Annotated in this window: 17 protein-coding genes and 1 tRNA gene; all 18 read right to left on the bottom strand. The window is 62.9% G+C overall.

All coding sequences use genetic code 11. The annotated features are described in order from the left end of the window. Position 1 precedes the first annotated feature (1 nt). Positions 2-2,053, bottom strand: coding sequence for an NADH-quinone oxidoreductase subunit L (gene nuoL, locus BMY06_RS20405; protein WP_074984824.1), 2,052 nt, complete (start codon positions 2,051-2,053; stop codon positions 2-4). Positions 2,054-2,064: 11 nt separating this feature from the next. Next, the gene (gene nuoK / locus BMY06_RS20400; protein ID WP_006052894.1) at positions 2,065-2,370 is read right to left on the bottom strand and encodes an NADH-quinone oxidoreductase subunit NuoK; all 306 of its coding nucleotides are present in this window, start codon (positions 2,368-2,370) and stop codon (positions 2,065-2,067) included. Between the two features lie 17 nt (positions 2,371-2,387). After that, positions 2,388-3,092 carry an NADH-quinone oxidoreductase subunit J gene (locus tag BMY06_RS20395; RefSeq protein WP_074984823.1) on the bottom strand — a complete coding sequence of 235 codons (705 nt, stop codon included), beginning with the start codon at positions 3,090-3,092 and terminating at the stop codon, positions 2,388-2,390. 171 nt (positions 3,093-3,263) lie between these two features. Beyond that, positions 3,264-3,752, bottom strand: a complete 489-nt coding sequence (gene nuoI / locus BMY06_RS20390; protein ID WP_065064585.1) for an NADH-quinone oxidoreductase subunit NuoI — start codon at positions 3,750-3,752, stop codon at positions 3,264-3,266. Between the two features lie 14 nt (positions 3,753-3,766). Then, positions 3,767-4,831, bottom strand: coding sequence for an NADH-quinone oxidoreductase subunit NuoH (gene nuoH, locus BMY06_RS20385; RefSeq protein ID WP_065064583.1), 1,065 nt, complete (start codon positions 4,829-4,831; stop codon positions 3,767-3,769). Next, entirely contained in the window at positions 4,832-7,165 is a 2,334-nt protein-coding gene (gene nuoG / locus BMY06_RS20380) for an NADH-quinone oxidoreductase subunit NuoG (protein WP_074984821.1), read from the bottom strand. It lies immediately after the preceding gene. 112 nt (positions 7,166-7,277) lie between these two features. Further along, positions 7,278-8,606, bottom strand: a complete 1,329-nt coding sequence (gene nuoF, locus BMY06_RS20375) for an NADH-quinone oxidoreductase subunit NuoF (protein WP_065064579.1) — start codon at positions 8,604-8,606, stop codon at positions 7,278-7,280. Continuing rightward, positions 8,603-9,088, bottom strand: a complete 486-nt coding sequence (gene nuoE, locus BMY06_RS20370; protein WP_065064576.1) for an NADH-quinone oxidoreductase subunit NuoE — start codon at positions 9,086-9,088, stop codon at positions 8,603-8,605. The genes nuoF and nuoE overlap by 4 nt, the downstream gene beginning before the upstream one ends. Positions 9,089-9,236: 148 nt before the next feature. Then, a complete protein-coding gene (locus BMY06_RS20365) occupies positions 9,237-10,490 on the bottom strand; it encodes an NADH-quinone oxidoreductase subunit D (RefSeq protein WP_065064574.1) in 1,254 nt (417 codons plus the stop codon). 9 nt (positions 10,491-10,499) lie between these two features. After that, a complete protein-coding gene (locus BMY06_RS20360; protein ID WP_065064572.1) occupies positions 10,500-11,105 on the bottom strand; it encodes an NADH-quinone oxidoreductase subunit C in 606 nt (201 codons plus the stop codon). 22 nt (positions 11,106-11,127) lie between these two features. Then, positions 11,128-11,607: a NuoB/complex I 20 kDa subunit family protein gene (locus tag BMY06_RS20355; RefSeq protein WP_027819582.1), complete on the bottom strand. Its 480-nt coding sequence runs from the start codon at positions 11,605-11,607 to the stop codon at positions 11,128-11,130. Positions 11,608-11,679: 72 nt separating this feature from the next. Further along, positions 11,680-12,039 (bottom strand): NADH-quinone oxidoreductase subunit A, encoded by a 360-nt coding sequence (locus tag BMY06_RS20350; protein WP_065064571.1) that lies wholly within the window; start codon positions 12,037-12,039, stop codon positions 11,680-11,682. A 163-nt stretch (positions 12,040-12,202) separates the two neighbouring features. Beyond that, positions 12,203-12,287 (bottom strand) — tRNA-Leu (locus tag BMY06_RS20345). Between the two features lie 111 nt (positions 12,288-12,398). After that, positions 12,399-12,791 (bottom strand): preprotein translocase subunit SecG, encoded by a 393-nt coding sequence (gene secG / locus BMY06_RS20340; protein ID WP_074984820.1) that lies wholly within the window; start codon positions 12,789-12,791, stop codon positions 12,399-12,401. Positions 12,792-12,898: 107 nt separating this feature from the next. Beyond that, positions 12,899-13,681, bottom strand: coding sequence for a triose-phosphate isomerase (gene tpiA / locus BMY06_RS20335; RefSeq protein WP_065064567.1), 783 nt, complete (start codon positions 13,679-13,681; stop codon positions 12,899-12,901). Positions 13,682-13,869: 188 nt separating this feature from the next. Beyond that, positions 13,870-14,877 carry an NAD(P)H-quinone oxidoreductase gene (locus BMY06_RS20330; RefSeq protein ID WP_074984819.1) on the bottom strand — a complete coding sequence of 336 codons (1,008 nt, stop codon included), beginning with the start codon at positions 14,875-14,877 and terminating at the stop codon, positions 13,870-13,872. A 140-nt stretch (positions 14,878-15,017) separates the two neighbouring features. Beyond that, the gene (pnp, locus tag BMY06_RS20325; protein ID WP_074984817.1) at positions 15,018-17,156 is read right to left on the bottom strand and encodes a polyribonucleotide nucleotidyltransferase; all 2,139 of its coding nucleotides are present in this window, start codon (positions 17,154-17,156) and stop codon (positions 15,018-15,020) included. Between the two features lie 344 nt (positions 17,157-17,500). Then, on the bottom strand, positions 17,501-17,770 hold the full coding sequence (gene rpsO, locus BMY06_RS20320; protein ID WP_027795476.1) for a 30S ribosomal protein S15: 270 nt from the start codon (positions 17,768-17,770) through the stop codon (positions 17,501-17,503). Between the last annotated feature and the right edge of the window lie 175 nt (positions 17,771-17,945).

The following is a 17,945-nucleotide window of genomic DNA, read 5'->3' as shown; positions in this document are numbered from 1 at the left end:
CTTATTTGCCGCTGAGCGTTACAAACAGGGTAAGGAGGCCAAGCATGCCAATGATCATGGCAAATGCGTAGTGGTAGATATAGCCGGATTGCAGGAATCGAATAACAGTCGCAAACCAGCCGATAAACTTGGCGCTCCCATTTACGACGCCGTCGATCACGACGACATCGCCCTCCTTCCACAGACCGCGACCGATTGCGACCGCTCCGCGAGCGAAGACGATTTCGTTGATCTTGTCGAGGTAATACGCGTTAGCCAGCAGCTTGTAGACCGGTGCGAACGTACGCTGCACGACGGCCGGCAGATCCGGGCGCTTCATGTAGAAGAACCACGCCACCACCACACCCGCCAGCGCGAGCCAAACCGGCAGACCCGAGAACGCATGCGCGCCCATCGCGGCCCAGCCCTGGAATTCCGAAGCCATTTCCGTGAGTGCTTCGTGGTTCTGACCGATGAAGATCACCTTGTCGAACGCCACGCCGTTCTGGAAGAACGAGCCGAACAGCAGCGGCTGGATCGCGTACGCACCGGCGATCACCGACGGAATCGCGAGCAGCACCAGCGGCACCCAGATCACCCACGGCGACTCGTGCGGCACGTGCACGTGATGCTCGTCGTGACCATGATCGCCGTGACCGTGGCCTTGCGCCGCCTCGATCGCCATCGGCGATTCCGGATGCTTCGGACCGCGGAAACGCTCCGGACCGTGGAACACGAGGAAGTACATGCGGAACGAGTACAGCGCGGTCACGAACACGCTCGCCACGACCGCGAAGTACGCGAAGCCCGAACCCGGCAGGTGCGAGAGCTTCACGGCGTCGATGATCGAGTCCTTCGAATAGAAGCCCGAGAAGAACGGCGTGCCGATCAGCGCGAGCGAACCGACCAGCGAGGTGATCCACGTGATGGGCATGTACTTGCGCAGGCCGCCCATGTTGCGCATGTCCTGGTCGTGGTGCATGCCGATGATGACCGAACCCGCGCCGAGGAACAGCAGCGCCTTGAAGAACGCGTGCGTCATCAGGTGGAAGATCGCGACCGGATACGCCGACACGCCGAGCGCGACCGTCATGTAACCGAGCTGCGAGAGCGTCGAGTAAGCAACCACGCGTTTGATGTCGTTCTGCACGACGCCGAGGAAGCCCATGAACAGCGCGGTGATCGCACCGATCACGACGATGAACGACAGCGCCGCTTCGGAAAGTTCGAACAGCGGCGACATGCGCGCGACCATGAAGATACCGGCCGTGACCATGGTTGCCGCGTGGATCAGTGCGGAGATCGGCGTCGGGCCTTCCATCGAGTCGGGCAGCCAGACGTGCAGCGGGAACTGCGCCGACTTACCCATCGCGCCGATGAACAGGCAGATACACGCGACCGTGAGCAGATTCCACGAGGTGCCCGGGAACGTCAGCGCCGCGATTTCGTGGCCCTTCGCGAACACGTCGTTGTAGTTCAGCGAGCCGCCGTAGGCGAGCAGCAGACCAATGCCCAGCAGGAAGCCGAAGTCGCCCACGCGGTTCACGAGGAACGCCTTCATGTTCGCGTAGATGGCGCTTTCACGCTTGAAGTAGAAGCCGATCAGCAGGTACGAGACGAGGCCCACCGCTTCCCAGCCGAAGAACAGCTGCAGGAAGTTGTTGCTCATCACGAGCATCAGCATCGAGAAGGTGAACAGCGCGATGTACGAGAAGAAGCGCTGGTAGCCCTCTTCCTCGGCCATGTAGCCGATCGTGTAGATGTGCACCATCAGCGACACGAAAGTCACGACGATCATCATGAGCGCCGTCAACGAGTCGATCAGGAAGCCGACCTCGAACTTCAGGCCGCCGACCGACATCCATTCGTACACCGTGGCGTTGAAGCTCGCGCCGTTCAGCACGTCCAGGAACGTGATGCACGAGAGCACGAACGCGATCGCCACGCCGAGAATGGTCACCGTATGCGCGCCCGCGCGCCCGACCGTCTTGCCGAACAGACCGGCAATGAGGGAACCGGCGAGAGGCGCAAGCGGAATCGCCAGCAATAAGGATTCGTTGAGTGTTGTTGCCATAGCAGCCTGCCTTAGCCTTTGAGCTGATCGAGGTCCTCGACGTTGATCGTGTCGAGGCTGCGGAACAGAGTCACAAGAATAGCCAGACCAATCGCGGCTTCCGCGGCCGCAACAGTTAGCACGAAGAACACGAAAATCTGTCCGTGAACGTCACCGAGGTAATGCGAGAACGCGACGAAGTTCGTGTTCACCGCCAACAGCATCAGCTCAATCGCCATCAGGATGATGATGACGTTGCGCCTATTAAGAAAGATTCCGACGATCGAGATCGCGAAGAGGATCGCGCCGAGCACGAGGTAATGGGCCAGAGTCAACATGTTTCGCTCCTTCGCGCTTAGCTCTTCGTTGCCGGTGCGGCCGGGGCAGCGGGCGCCGCGCCGGCGGCAGGCGCCGCAGCTGCCGCGTCTTCCGGCGCCGGTTCCGGCTCCGGCACTTCCACGACGGCCTGCATCTTCACGAGACGCACGCGGTCTTCGCGACGCACGGCCACCTGCTTCGAGACGTTCTGGCGCTTGCTGTCCTTCGGCTCGCGCACGGTCAGGCTGATCGCGGCGACGATCGCCACCAGCAGCACGAGGCCCGCGACTTCGAACGCGAAGATGTAATCGGTGTAGATGATCTTGCCGATCAGGTGCGTGTTCGACAACGACGCCGCAGCGGCCGCCGAGGTATCCGGCACCGGTGCGCTCGTCGCGCCGTAGCCATGCCACAGGATCAGCGCGGTTTCGACCACGATGATCGCGCCGACGATGGTCGCCACCGGGATGAAGCGCTTGAAGTCGCGGCTCAGCACGTCGATGTTGATGTCCAGCATCATCACCACGAACAGGAACAGCACCATCACCGCGCCCACGTAGACGAGCACCAGCAGGATTGCGAGGAATTCGGCCTCGAGCAGCATCCAGACCGCCGCCGCGTTGAAGAACGCGAGCACGAGAAAGAGCGCCGACGAGACGGGATTGCGCGAGGTGATCACCTTCAGCCCTGATAGCGTGAGCAGCAGCGCGAAGATGTAAAACAGGACGGTCGTGAATTCCATGATTACTGGTTCATCGTTGAGGCCATCGTGAGGCGGATTGCGCGGCGCGGACTGGCGGCCAGACCAGAGTGCGCCGCGGCGGCGGTCAGACTGCGGCGCGCGGCGTTTTGCGGCACGCGCGTTCCCCGCAGCCGGCCCGAACCGCGGGCCGATGCAGCGTCAAGCTTAAGATCAACGGTACGGTGCATCTGCTGCCTTGTTCGCCGCGATCTGCGCTTCGTAGCGGTCGCCGACGGCCAGCAGCATGTCCTTCGTGAAATACAGATCGCCGCGCTTCTCGCCGTGATACTCGAGAATGTGCGTTTCGACGATCGAGTCGACCGGGCAGCTCTCTTCGCAGAAACCGCAGAAGATGCACTTGGTCAGGTCGATGTCGTAGCGCGTCGTGCGGCGCGTATTGTCCTCGCGCACTTCCGATTCGATCGTGATCGCCATCGCGGGGCACACGGCCTCGCACAGCTTGCACGCGATGCAGCGCTCTTCGCCATTTTCATAGCGGCGCAGCGCGTGCAGACCACGGAAACGCGGCGACATCGGTGTCTTCTCTTCCGGGAACTGCACGGTGACCTTGCGCTTGAACGTATAACGGCCCGTCAGCGCCAGACCTTTGAGCAGTTCGGTCAGGAAGAACGTCTTGAAGAAGTTTTGAATCGCGTTCATGTTTCGTTCGCCCCTTATTTCCAGATGCTCAGCGGCGACATATACCAGAAGCCGACCACGATCAGCCACACCACGCAGACCGGAATGAACACCTTCCAGCCCAGACGCATGATCTGGTCATAGCGGTAACGCGGGAACGTGGCACGTGCCCAGATGAACACCGACAGCAGGCAGAAGACCTTCAGCACGAGCCAGAACACGCCCGGGATGAAGTCGAGGAAGCCGAACGGCGCGCTCCAGCCGCCGAGGAACAGCACCGAAGCCAGCGCCGAGATCACGATCATGTTGATGTACTCGGCGAGGAAGAACAGCGCGAAGCCCATCCCCGAGTAGTCGACCATGTGACCCGCGACGATTTCCGACTCCCCTTCCACCACGTCGAACGGGTGGCGGTTCGTTTCGGCGATGCCCGAGATGAAGTAGACGACGAACATCGGCAGCAGCGGCAGCCAGTTCCACGAGAGGAACGTGATGCCCCAGCTCGCGAACATGCCGCGCATCTGACCCTGGACGATGTCCGAGAGGTTCAGGCTGCCCGACACCATCAGCACCACGACGAGCGCGAAGCCCATCGCGATTTCGTACGACACCATCTGCGCCGCGGCGCGCATCGCGCCGAGGAACGCGTACTTCGAGTTCGAGGCCCAGCCCGCGAGAATCACGCCGTAGACGCCGATCGACGAGATCGCCATCACGTAGAGCAGACCCGCGTTGATGTTGCCGAGCACCGCGCCCGCCTGGAACGGAATCACCGCCCAGACCGCGAAGGCCGGCACCACCACCATGATCGGCGCGATCATGTAGACCCAGCGGCTCGCCTGCGCGGGCTGAATGACTTCCTTGAGCAGCAGCTTCAGCACGTCGGCGATCGGCTGCAGCAGGCCGCCGGGACCGACGCGGTTCGGGCCGAGACGCACGTGCATCCAGCCGATCAGCTTGCGCTCCCAGAGGATCAGGTACGCCACGCACAGCAGGATCACCACCGCGACGACGAGAATGCGCACCAGCGCCCAGACCGTGGGCCAGGCCACGCCGAGCAGCTGGCTGCCGCCTGCATTGATCGTATCGAACAAGCTCATTTACGCCTTCTCCACCAGCAGTTCACCGAACAGGCTGCCGAGCTGCGCGCCGGCCGGCGTGGCCGCCGACACGCGCACCGTCGTCGGCGCAAGATTCGCATCGCGCGTTGCCGGCGCGGTCACCGACAGCTCGCCCTGGCGCACGCGCACGGCGTCGCCTTCCTTCAGGCCGAGCTGATCGAACAGCGCTGCCGGCAGGCCGACCGTGTTCGCGACGCGGGCCGCCATCGTGAGTTGCAGGGCTTCGCCACGGCGCACGATCGGGTCGGCGCTGTAGATGGGCACGTCGGCGACGCGCTCGAAGCGCCCTTCCGCCGCCTTGGCGACGCTGCCGCGCGCGACCTGCGCCACGGCCTTGTTCGACAGACGCGTGTCGAAGCTGCCGTCGCCGAGCGCCTTGCGGCGCACTTCGTCGGCCGTTTCGTATTCGAAGCCGGGCAGCTTCATGAGCGTGCCCAGCACACGCAGGACCTTCCAGGCCGGACGCGTGTCGCCGAGCGGACGCACCACGCCGTTGAAGGTCTGCACCGTGCCTTCGGCGTTCACGAACGTACCCGAGGTTTCCGTGAACGGCGCGACCGGCAGCAGCACGTCCGCGTAGTCGAGGCCCGTCTTGTACGGCGAGAACACCGCGACCATTTCGGCCTGCGAGAGCGCGGCGCGCGCGGCGGCCGGATTGGCCGTGTCGAATTCCGGTTCGACGTTGAACAGCAGATAGCCCTTGCGCGGCTGCTCGAACGCTTCGCGTGCGTTCAGGCCGTCGCGGCCCGGCAGTGCGCCCACGAGGTGCGCGCCGACCGTGTTGGCCGCTTCCGTGAGGAAGCCGAGCGTCGCGCCCGTGTGTTCGGCGATGAACTGCGCTGCTGCGTGCAGCAGCGCAAAATCGGGATGCTGCACGACGGCGTTGCCGATCAGCACGAAGCGGCGTTCGCCCGTCGAGAGCGAAGCGGCAACCTGCTTCGCCGCGTCGTTCGACTGCGTGCCCGCGAAGGCTTCCGGCAGCGCCACGCCCTTCGCTTCCGACACCGCGGCCGCGATCGTGGCGAGTTCGTCGAGCCATGCCGACGGCGCGGCGACGATGCGTTGCGCGTTCGGGATCAGCGAGCCGTCGCCCGTTGCGTTGAGCAGCGTGATCTGCGCGCCGCCCTTGGCAGCCTGACGCAGACGCGCGGCGAACAGCGCGTGGTCGCGGCGCAGGAACGAGCCGATCACGAGCGCCGAGTCGGCGAGCGAGAGTTCTGCGATCTTCGTGCCGAGCCACGGCGCGCCCGAAAGCGGCGCCGAGAAGTCGCTCTGACGCAGACGGAAGTCGACGTTCGGCGTGCCGATCGCGTCGGCCAGCTGCTTGACCAGATAGAGTTCTTCAGCCGTGCTGTGCGGGCTCGCGAGCATGGCGAGATGGCTCTCGCCGTGTTCGTCGCTGATGCCCTTGATGCCCTTCACCACGTAGTCGAGCGCGGTCTGCCAGTCGGTTTCCACCCACTCGCCGCCTTGCTTGATCATGGGGTGCGTGAGGCGATCTTCGCTGTTCAGACCTTCGTACGCGAAACGGTCCTTGTCCGAGATCCAGCATTCGTTGATGGCTTCGTTCTCGAACGGCAGCACGCGCATCACGCGGTTGTTCTTGACCTGCACGACGAGGTTCGCGCCCGTGCCGTCGTGCGGACTCACCGACTTGCGGCGCGACAGTTCCCACGTACGCGCCGAGAAGCGGAACGGCTTGCTCGTGAGCGCGCCCACCGGGCACAGATCGATCATGTTGCCCGACAGTTCCGAGTCGACGGTCTTGCCGAGGAACGTGCTGATTTCCGAATGCTGGCCGCGGCCGAGCATGCCGAGTTCCATCACGCCGGCGATCTCGTCGCCGAAGCGCACGCAGCGCGTGCAGTGAATGCAGCGCGACATCTCTTCCATCGAGATGAGCGGGCCCACGTTCTTGTGGAACACCACGCGCTTTTCTTCGCTGTAACGCGATGCCGATTTGCCGTAGCCCACCGCCAGATCCTGCAGCTGGCATTCGCCGCCCTGATCGCAGATCGGGCAGTCGAGCGGGTGGTTGATCAGCAGGAATTCCATCACGGCTTGCTGACCCTGCACGGCCTTGTCGGACGTCGTGCGCACGATCATGCCTTGCGACACCGGCGTGGCGCACGCAGGCACGGCCTTCGGCATCTTCTCGACATCGACGAGACACATCCGGCAGTTGGCCGCGATCGACAGCTTCTTGTGATAGCAGAAGTGCGGGATGTACGTGTCCACCCGCTGCGCGGCCTGGATCACCATGCTGCCCTCGGGCACCTGCACCTTCTTGCCGTCTATTTCAAGTTCAACCATGATGGTTAATCGTCCCTAACCTGTTACCGCTCAATTTCACAGCGGTCTACCCCGTTGCGTCGAGCCACGCGGCCCGCGCACAACGCGCTAACGCTTACGTCTGCCCGTACCCTCAGGCGGCCACCGATTCCGAGGCCGCGTGCGAGCCGGCATGTCCGCCGACGAGACAGCGCTTGTTGTGCACGTGATATTCGAATTCGTCCCAGTAATGCTTGAGCATGCCGCGCACCGGCATGGCCGCTGCGTCGCCCAGCGCGCAGATCGTGCGGCCCATGATGTTGCCCGCGACCGAGTTCAGCAGATCCAGGTCTTCCTGACGGCCGAGGCCGTGCTCGATGCGGTTCACCACGCGGTACAGCCAGCCCGTGCCTTCGCGGCACGGCGTGCACTGGCCGCACGACTCTTCGTAGTAGAAGTACGAGAGACGCAGCAGCGAGCGCACCATGCAGCGCGTTTCGTCCATGACGATGACCGCGCCGGAGCCGAGCATCGAGCCCTGCTTGGCGATCGAGTCGTAGTCCATGTCGGTCTGCATCATCAGGTCGCCCGGAATGACCGGCGCCGACGAGCCGCCCGGAATCACGGCCTTCAGTTTCTTGCCGCCACGCACGCCGCCGGCGAGTTCCATGAGCGTCGCGAACGGCGTGCCGAGCGGAATCTCATAGTTGCCCGGACGCTCGACGTCGCCCGAGATCGAGAAGATCTTGGTGCCGCCGTTGTTCGGCTTGCCCAGTTCCATGTAGGTCTGCGGACCGACGGTCAGCAGGAAGGGCACCGCCGCGAACGTTTCGGTGTTGTTGATCGTGGTCGGCTTGCCGTACACGCCGAAGCTCGCCGGGAACGGCGGCTTGAAGCGCGGCTGGCCTTTCTTGCCTTCGAGCGATTCGAGCAGCGCCGTTTCCTCGCCGCAGACATACGCGCCGTAACCGTGGTGCGCGTGCAGCTGGAACGTGAAGTCGGTGCCCAGAATGTTGTCGCCGAGGTAGCCCGCCTGGCGCGCTTCTTCCAGCGCGGCCTCGAAGCGGCGATAGACCTCGAAGATCTCACCGTGGATGTAGTTGTAGCCGACCGTGATGCCCATCGCGTACGCGCCGATCGCCATGCCTTCGATCACGGCATGCGGATTCCAGCGCAGGATGTCGCGGTCCTTGAACGTGCCCGGCTCGCCTTCGTCCGAGTTGCAGACGAGGTACTTCTGCCCCGGGAACTGACGCGGCATGAAGCTCCACTTCAGACCAGTCGGGAAGCCCGCGCCGCCGCGGCCGCGCAGACCGCCTGCCTTGACGTCGGCGATCACCTGCTCGGGCGGAATTTTCTCTTCGAGAATACGGCGCAGCTGCTTGTAGCCGCCGCGCGCGACGTAGTCCTCGAGATGCCAGTTCTCGCCGTTGAGGCCCGCGAGAATCAGCGGTTTGATGTGACGGTCGTGCAACGAAGTCATTTCGAAAGCTCCTCGAGCAGCTGGTCGATTTTCTCGCGGCTCATGAAGCTGCACATGCGGTGGTTGTTCACAAGCATCACCGGTGCGTCGCCGCACGCGCCCATGCACTCACCTTCTTTCAAGGTGAACTTGCCGTCGGACGTGGTTTCGCCGAAGTCGATACCGAGCTTCTGCTTCAGGTAGTCGGCGGCGCTCTCCGAGCCGCCATCGGGGCCGAGCTGGCACGGCAGATTCGTGCAGAGCGTGATCTTGTGCTTGCCGACGGGCTTCGTCTCGAACATCGTGTAGAACGTGGCGACTTCCTCGACGGCCACCGGCGGCATGCCGATGTAGTCGGCCACGAACTGCATGAGTTCGGGGGACAGCCAGCCATGCTCTTCCTGAGCAACGGCCAAAGCCGCCATCACGGCGGACTGTCGCTGATCGGCGGGGTACTTCGACAACGCGCGATCGATTTCTTTCAGGCCTTCAGCTGAGATCATTTTCTGTCACGGCTCGTTAATTCATTTCACACCAGACACAACCCTGCCGCGCGTGTAGCGCACTGCTCGCTGCGACAGACGTGGTATTCCCGGTATTCTCGCGCGGCGCGCCTCCTCTTGCTTCGGGGGCGCACCGGCTGTTGCTGCCTTAGCGGTCGATTTCGCCGAACACGATGTCCTGCGTGCCGATGATCGTGACCGCGTCGGCAATCATATGACCGCGCGCCATCTCGTCCAGCGCGGCCAGGTGGGCGTAACCCGGGGCGCGGATCTTCAGACGATACGGCTTGTTCGCGCCATCCGACACCAGGTAGATGCCGAATTCACCCTTCGGATGTTCCACTGCTGCGTAGGCTTCGCCTTCGGGCACGTGGAAGCCTTCCGTGAAGAGCTTGAAGTGGTGAATCAGCTCTTCCATGTTCGACTTCATGTTCACGCGCGACGGGGGCGCAACCTTGTGATTGTCGACCATCACGGGACCCGGATTCTTGCGCAACCACTCAATGCACTGTTTCGCGATGCGGGTCGATTGACGCATCTCCTCCACACGGACGAGATAGCGGTCGTAACAGTCGCCGTTCACGCCGACCGGAATGTCGAAATCGAGCTGGTCGTAGACTTCGTACGGCTGCTTCTTGCGCAGATCCCACTCGATGCCCGAACCCCGCAGCATCGCGCCCGACAGACCAAGCTGCATCGCACGCTCGGGGCTCACCACGCCGATGCCCACGAGACGCTGCTTCCAGATGCGGTTGTCGGTGAGCAGCGTTTCGTACTCGTCGACACAACCCGGGAAGCGCGTGAAGAAGTCGTCGATGAAATCGAGCAGCGAGCCCTGGCGCGCCTCGTTCATCTTGGCGAGCGCCTTCTCGTTGTGGATTTTCGACGCCTTGTATTGCGGCATCGCGTCGGGCAGATCGCGATAGACGCCGCCCGGACGGTAGTAGGCCGCGTGCATGCGCGCGCCCGACACCGCCTCGTAGACGTCCATCAGGTCTTCCCGCTCGCGGAACGCGTAGAGGAACACCGCCATCGCGCCCACGTCGAGACCATGCGAGCCGATCCACATCAGGTGGTTCAGCACGCGCGTGATTTCGTCGAACAGCACGCGGATGTATTTGGCGCGGATCGGCACTTCGATGCCGAGCAGCTTTTCGATGGCCATCACGTAGCCGTGCTCGTTGACCATCATCGACACGTAGTCGAGACGGTCCATGTACGGCACGGACTGCAGGAAGGTCTTGCTTTCGGCAAGCTTCTCGGTCGCGCGGTGCAGCAGACCGATGTGCGGATCGGCGCGCTGGATCACTTCGCCGTCGAGCTCGAGCACGAGGCGCAGCACACCGTGCGCTGCCGGGTGCTGCGGGCCGAAGTTGAGCGTGTAGTTCTTGATCTCTGACATGCGACCCTCTTAGTGTTTCCTCAGACCGCCGTAACGATCCTCGCGGATCACGCGCGGCGTGATTTCGCGCGGCTCGATGGTGACCGGCTGGTAGACCACGCGCTTCTGCTCCGGGTCGTAACGCATTTCGACGTAGCCGGAGACGGGGAAGTCCTTGCGGAACGGATGGCCGATGAAACCGTAGTCGGTCAGGATGCGGCGCAGGTCGGGGTGGCCTTCGAAGACGATGCCGAACAGGTCGAACGCTTCACGTTCGTACCAGTTGGCCGAACTCCAGATTTCGACGAGCGAAGGCACGATGGGCACGTCGTCGTCCGGCGCGTAGACGCGCAGACGCAGACGCCAGTTGTTCGTGACGGAGAGCAGATGCGACACAGCCGCGAAGCGCGGGCCTTCCCAGGCGCCGTCGCCATAGGTTTGGTAGTCGACGCCGCACAGGTCCATCAACTGCTCGAAGCGGAGCGACGCATTGTCGCGGAGTTCCTGCGCTACGTTCAGGTAATCTACCGCCTTTATGACCAAGGTCAACTCACCGAGCTTTTCAGTGAGAGTGACGATGCGCGCACCAAGGGCCGCTTCGAGGTTCGCTTTCAGGGTCTCGAGTTTGCTTGCCATATTGTGGGGAGGCGCTTGGCCTTTATTGACGGGCGATGGTGCTGGTGCGGCGAATCTTCGCCTGCAACTGGATCACCCCGTAGACCAGAGCTTCCGCGGTGGGCGGGCAGCCTGGCACATAGACATCGACCGGCACGATGCGGTCACAACCGCGCACGACCGAATACGAATAATGATAGTAGCCGCCGCCGTTGGCGCACGACCCCATCGAGATCACCCAGCGCGGTTCGGCCATCTGGTCGTAGACCTTGCGCAGCGCGGGCGCCATCTTGTTGCAGAGCGTGCCGGCCACGATCATGACGTCGGACTGCCGCGGGCTCGGACGGAACACCACGCCGAAGCGGTCGAGGTCGTAGCGGGCCGCGCCCGCGTGCATCATCTCGACCGCGCAACACGCAAGCCCGAACGTCATCGGCCACAGGGAGCCGGTGCGCGTCCAGTTGATCAGCTTGTCAGCCGTGGTGGTGACAAACCCTTCCTTCAAGACCCCTTCGATACTCATGTGCTTTCCACTCCAGCGGACGGCCTGCAGTTGTCCCTACAGTGCCGCCCATGCTAACCGGCGATTAACCCCTCATTCCCAGTCGAGACCACCTTTCTTCCAGATGTAGGCAAAGCCCAGCAGGAATTCGAGCAGAAACACCATCATCGACAGAAAGCCCGGCCAGCCGATATCGCGCAGGGCTACGCCCCACGGAAACAGGAATGCCGTTTCGAGATCGAAGATGATGAAGAGAATGGCCACGAGGTAATACCGTACATCGAACTTCATGCGCGCGTCTTCGAACGCTTCGAAGCCGCACTCGTACGGAGAATTCTTTTCGCTGTCGGGCCGGTTGGGACCGAGGATCTTGCCGATTGATACCAGCGCTACGCCCAGACCAAGACCTACGAGAAGGAACAACAGGACGGGGTAATAGGTAGCGAGGTTCAAGGCTATCCTCTATCGGTTGGTTCTGAGGTTCCGCAGGAACACATCATGTCGCACTGCGGGAATCACTTTACGTACTTCGCGCTGCGAACGAAACAAACACGACGTATAAAGCAAAAATGCCAGCCGAAGCTGAAGCAAGCGGCTGGCATTTTGTAGATACATTTGGTGCCGACGGCGAGACTCGAACTCGCACAGCTTTCGCCACTACCCCCTCAAGATAGCGTGTCTACCAATTTCACCACGTCGGCACTGCATGCAATCCGGGACAACAATTTATTGAAACCCGCGAATCGCTTCAAGACTTAAATTCTAACTTGTTCCTGACGTTTGTTCAATGCACAAAAACAAGTTTTTTGAATTTATTTCGGTACGTCGTTGCCGCTGCTCGATGCTGCCGAAGCCGCCGCCGGAGCGCTTGCGACAGGCGCTGCGGTAAGGCTTGCAGCGACCGGAGCCGAGGCCACGACCGGGGCAGGAGCCGAAGCACCCAACACACCCGCCGAAGGCTTCGCATGATACGACCCCAAGTAGGTTAGCGCAAGCGTCGACAGGAAAAAAACTGTTGCGAGAACTGCAGTAGTCCGCGACAGGAAGTTGGCCGAACCGCTCGCGCCGAACAGGCTGCCCGACGCGCCGCTGCCGAATGCCGCACCCATGTCCGCGCCCTTGCCATGCTGCAGCAAAACGAGGCCGATCACCCCGAGCGCCGACAGAAGCTGAACGACGATAATCAACGTTTTCAAATACAGCATCACACTCACCTGAGTCCTTGTTGAGCGCCTGCCTCCCCTGAGACACGCGCATATGCTGCCCGCGCCCGGCGCCCGCTAGAGCGCCGCACACCGGCCTGGCTTCACCTTCAGCCCGCGACGCTCGCGCCCGCCGCAGCGGCCGCGCAGATCGCGAGAAAATCCTGCGCCTTCAGCGCTGCGCCGCCGATCAGGCCGCCGTCGATGTCGGCCTGACGGAACAGCTCCGCCGCGTTGTCCGGCTTCACGCTGCCGCCGTAGAGCAGCGGCACGTCGGCCACTTGCGCGCCCTTCGCCGCGAGCTTCGCGCGCAGGAACGCGTGCACCTGCTGCGCCTGCTCCGAGCTTGCGCTCTTGCCCGTGCCAATGGCCCAGACCGGCTCGTACGCGACGACGATGCGCGCCGCCTCTTCCACCGACAACACCGCCAGCACCGCATCGAGCTGCGCGCCGACGACCTGCTCGGTCGCACCGCTCTCGCGCTGTTCCAGCGTTTCGCCCACGCAGACGATCGGCGTGATGCCGACCGCCAGCGCGCGCTGCGTCTTGACCGCGACGAGCTCCGAGCTTTCGCCGTGATAAGCGCGACGCTCCGAGTGACCAACGATCGCGAAACCCGCCTCGAAGTCGGCGATCATGCCGGCCGCGACTTCGCCCGTGTAGGCGCCCTGTTCGTGCGCCGACACATCCTGCGCGCCCCACACGACCCGGCTGCCGCCGAGCAACGCCTGAGCCTGCGCAAGATAAGGGAACGGCACGCACACGCCGACGCGCACGTCGGCGGCCAACGCCTGCGCGCCTTGCGCGACGCCTTCGAGCAGTGCCGCATTGGCCGCCAGGCGGCCATGCATCTTCCAGTTACCGACTACGAGCTTCGATCGTTGATTCGTCATTGTTTCGGTTGCTGTTAAAAGCGGACGCAAAACACACTATTTTACTGTGCGTAATCCGGACGGGTCAAACCGGCAGACACCCGATCGGCGAAAAAACGCGCCGAAAAAGCCTCGAAAAATCAAGCTCGAACCTGTTTGCGCGCCTTGATGACGTCGGTTCCCGCCACATTCGAGGTCCGTTTGGCGGATCAGGACCAGTCGAGCACGATTTTGCCGATGTGCTCGCTGCTCTCCATGAGCGCATGGGCTTCGGCGGCCTGCGCGGCCGGAAACACCTTGAACACGACCGGCTTGATGCGACCCTCTTCAATCAGCGGCCACACATTCGCCTTCAGTTCCTGCGCGATCTGCGCCTTGAAATCGACCGAGCGCGCGCGCAACGTGGAGCCCGTGACCGTCAGACGGCGGCGCAGGATCTCGCCCATGTTGAGTTCGGACTTCGAGCCGCCGAGCGTCGCGATCAGCACGATACGGCCGCCGGTCGCGAGCGCCGACAGTTCGCGCGGCACGTAGCCGCCCGCCACCATGTCGAGAATCACGTCCACGCCGCGATCGTGCGTGAGCGACTTCACGACCTCGACGAAATCCTCGGTGCGATAGTTGATCGCCCGTTCCGCGCCGAGCGCCTCGCAGGCGCGGCACTTCTCGTCCGAGCCCGCGGTCGCGAACACGCGGAAACCGAGCGCGTGCGCGATCTGGATCGCCGTCACGCCGATGCCGCTCGAGCCGCCCTGCACCATCAGCGTTTCGTTCTCGCCACCCTCGCCTTTGCCGAGCTGCGCGCGCTGAAACACGTTGCTCCACACCGTGAAGAACGTTTCGGGCAGCGACGCCGCCTCGACGTCCGTCAGACCTTGCGGCACCGGCAGACACTGGCCGAGCGGCGCAACCACGTATTCGGCGTAACCGCCGCCCGCGATCAGCGCGCACACGCGGCCGCCGATCTTCAGGCCGAACGGATTGTGCTTCTCGTCGAGCGTGCCGCCGACGATCTCGCCCGCCACTTCGAGGCCAGGCAGATCCGAAATGCCCGGCGGCGGCGCATAGGACCCCTTGCGCTGAAACACGTCCGGACGATTCACGCCCGACGCGCTCACCTTGATCAGCACTTCGCCGGCCTTCGGCTCGGGGGTCGGGCGCTCGGTCAGCTTGAGCACGTCCGGCGTACCGAATTCGGTTATTTCAACGGCCTTCATCTCGGGTCTCCCAAGGGCTGCGCGCCCCGGTATGAACAATGTCGCGCCCGCAAGGCGGACGCACGGTAATCTCTTCCGACATTCTCATAAAAAAACGGCCGGCGCGCTCATCACGCTGCCGGCCGTTTCAGCTTGCCGCCTTACTGCTGCGGTTCGCCTTGCGGTGCATTGCCTTCGTTCAGCAGAGCCTTCGCCGACAGACGCACACGACCCTTCTCATCCGTCTGGATGACCTTGACCTTAACGATCTGGCCTTCCTTCAGGTAGTCGTTGATGTCCTTGATGCGCTCGTTGGCGATTTCGGAGATGTGCAGCAGACCATCCTTGCCCGGCAGCAGGTTCACGATCGCGCCGAAGTCCAGCAGCTTGAGGACTGCGCCTTCGTACACCTGGCCCACTTCGACTTCGGCCGTGATGTTCTCGATGCGCTTCTTCGCTTCGGCCATGCCTTCGCTCGAGGTCGAAGCAATCGTCACGACGCCGTCGTCCGAGATGTCGATCGTCGTGCCGGTTTCTTCCGTCAGCGCGCGGATCACCGAACCGCCCTTGCCGATCACGTCGCGGATCTTTTCCGGGTTGATCTTGATGGTGATCATGCGCGGAGCGTAAGCCGACAACTCCGTGTTCACGCCCGACACCGCCGAGGTCATCTTGCCGAGGATGTGCAGACGCGCTTCGTGAGCTTGCGCGAGCGCGACCTGCATGATTTCCTTGGTGATGCCCTGGATCTTGATGTCCATCTGCAGCGCGGTCACGCCAGCTTCCGTACCCGCAACCTTGAAGTCCATGTCGCCGAGGTGATCTTCATCGCCGAGGATGTCGGTCAGCACCGCGAACTTGTTGTCTTCGAGGATCAGGCCCATCGCGATACCGGCAACGTGCGCCTTCATCGGCACGCCGGCGTCCATCAGCGCGAGGCAGCCGCCGCAGACCGAAGCCATCGACGACGAACCGTTCGACTCGGTGATTTCCGAGACGACGCGGATCGAGTAGCCGAATTCTTCAGCGCTCGGCAGGCACGCGACCAGCGCGCGCTTGGCCAGACGGCCGTGGCCGACTTCGCGGCGCTTGGGCGAACCAACACGGCCCGTTTCGCCGGTCGCGAACGGAGGCATGTTGTAGTGGAGCATGAAGCGGTCGCGGTACTCGCCTTCGAGCGCGTCGATGATCTGCTCGTCGCCCTTCGTGCCGAGCGTCGCGACGACCAGCGCCTGCGTTTCGCCACGCGTGAACAGTGCCGAACCGTGGGTGCGCGGCAGCACGCCCGTACGGATTTCGATCGGGCGAACCGTGCGCGTGTCACGGCCGTCGATACGCGGCTCGCCGTTCAGGATCTGCGAACGGACGATCTTGGCTTCGATGTCGAACAGCATGTTGCCGACGGTCGCCTTGTCGGCCGCCGTCGTGCCGGCCGCAGCCGCATCTTCTTCGAGCTTCGCCGACGTTGCTGCGTAGACTTCCTTCAGCTTGGCCGAACGTTGTTGCTTGTCGCGCAGCTGGTACGCGGCGAGCAGGTCGCTGTGAGCGATTTCCGCGACGCGCGCGATCAGCGCTTCGTTCTTCGGGGCCGGCTGCCAGTCCCACTCGGGCTTGCCGCCGTCGCGAACCAGTTCGTGGATCGCGTCGATCGCCGTTTGCATCTGCTCGTGGCCGAACACGACCGCGCCGAGCATCACGTCTTCCGGCAGCTGGTCGGCTTCCGATTCCACCATCAGCACCGCGCGCTCCGTGCCGGCGACCACGAGGTCGAGGCGCGACTGCTTGCTTTGCGAACGCGTCGGGTTCAGGACGTATTCGTTGTTGATGTAGGCCACGCGTGCGGCGCCGACCGGGCCGTTGAACGGCAGACCCGAGATCGCCAGCGCAGCCGACGCGCCGATCAGCGCGGGGATGTCAGCCGGGACTTCCGGGTTGATCGACAGGACGTGGATCACGACCTGGACTTCGTTGTAGAAGCCTTCCGGGAACAGCGGGCGCAGCGGACGATCGATCAGGCGCGAGATCAGCGTTTCGCCTTCCGACGGACGGCCTTCGCGGCGGAAGAAACCGCCCGGGATCTTGCCGGCCGAATAGGTCTTCTCGAGGTAATCGACGGTGAGCGGGAAGAAGTCTTGACCCGGCTTGGCGGTCTTCGCGCCGACGACGGTCGCGAGCACCACGGTGTCTTCGACGTCGACGATGACGGCGCCGCTCGCCTGACGGGCAATTTCACCGGTTTCGAGGCGCACATTGTGCTGGCCCCATTTGAATTCCTTCACGACTTTATTGAACATGGTCATGGTCACTCACTCCTTACTCATTTGTTATGCGGCGCCCGCACACGCGGACGTCACGGCAAGTCAAGGTTCCGGCACCGCGCGGGAAGAGGAGTGTTATGCCATTCCAGCGGAGCGCGCGGGTGCGTTGGGCGCGCCCTCGCGGCCAATGGCCGCGCACGATCTGCTGGAATGACACAAAGCTCTGCCCCGAAGTGCGGCCCTGGCTGCTTTGTGCTGCGGTACTGCGTTTTCCTGCTACTGCCTTGTACTGCCAGCCGATACGCATCGCGAGAAGCGTACCGTTCAAAAACAAAATGCCTGTATCAGTGGAACTGACACAGGCATCTTTCTGGAAGACCTTCCGGTTACTTGCGCAGACCCAGCTTTTCGATCAGTGCGCGGTAACGATCAGCGTCCTTGCCCTTCAGGTAGTCGAGCAGCTTGCGACGGCGGCTCACCATGCGCAGCAGACCACGACGGCTGTGGTGATCCTTTGCGTGCGACTTGAAGTGGCCAGTCAGTTCGTTGATACGCGACGTCAGGAGTGCAACCTGAACTTCGGGCGAACCCGTGTCGCCGGTGCCGCGCGCGAATTGCGCGACGATGTCGGACTTCTTGATATCTGCTACGGACATTTGCTTTTCCTTTGAAACAAACAAGCGGTCACGGAAGAACGGCCGTGCCGTGGTTAGTTGCAACTACGAGGTTTTTACAGCGGCTTCTACTGCGCTTTTACTGCGATACAGCCTTGCCGAGATTTTCGACAAGGCCCGTATTGTAGCACAGCGACCATGCGCCGCGAACCCACCT

Source organism: Paraburkholderia tropica, from assembly GCF_900109265.1.
In the GTDB taxonomy this organism is placed as follows: Bacteria; Pseudomonadota; Gammaproteobacteria; order Burkholderiales; family Burkholderiaceae; genus Paraburkholderia; species Paraburkholderia tropica.
This window is presented reverse-complemented; position numbering and strand designations above follow the sequence as displayed.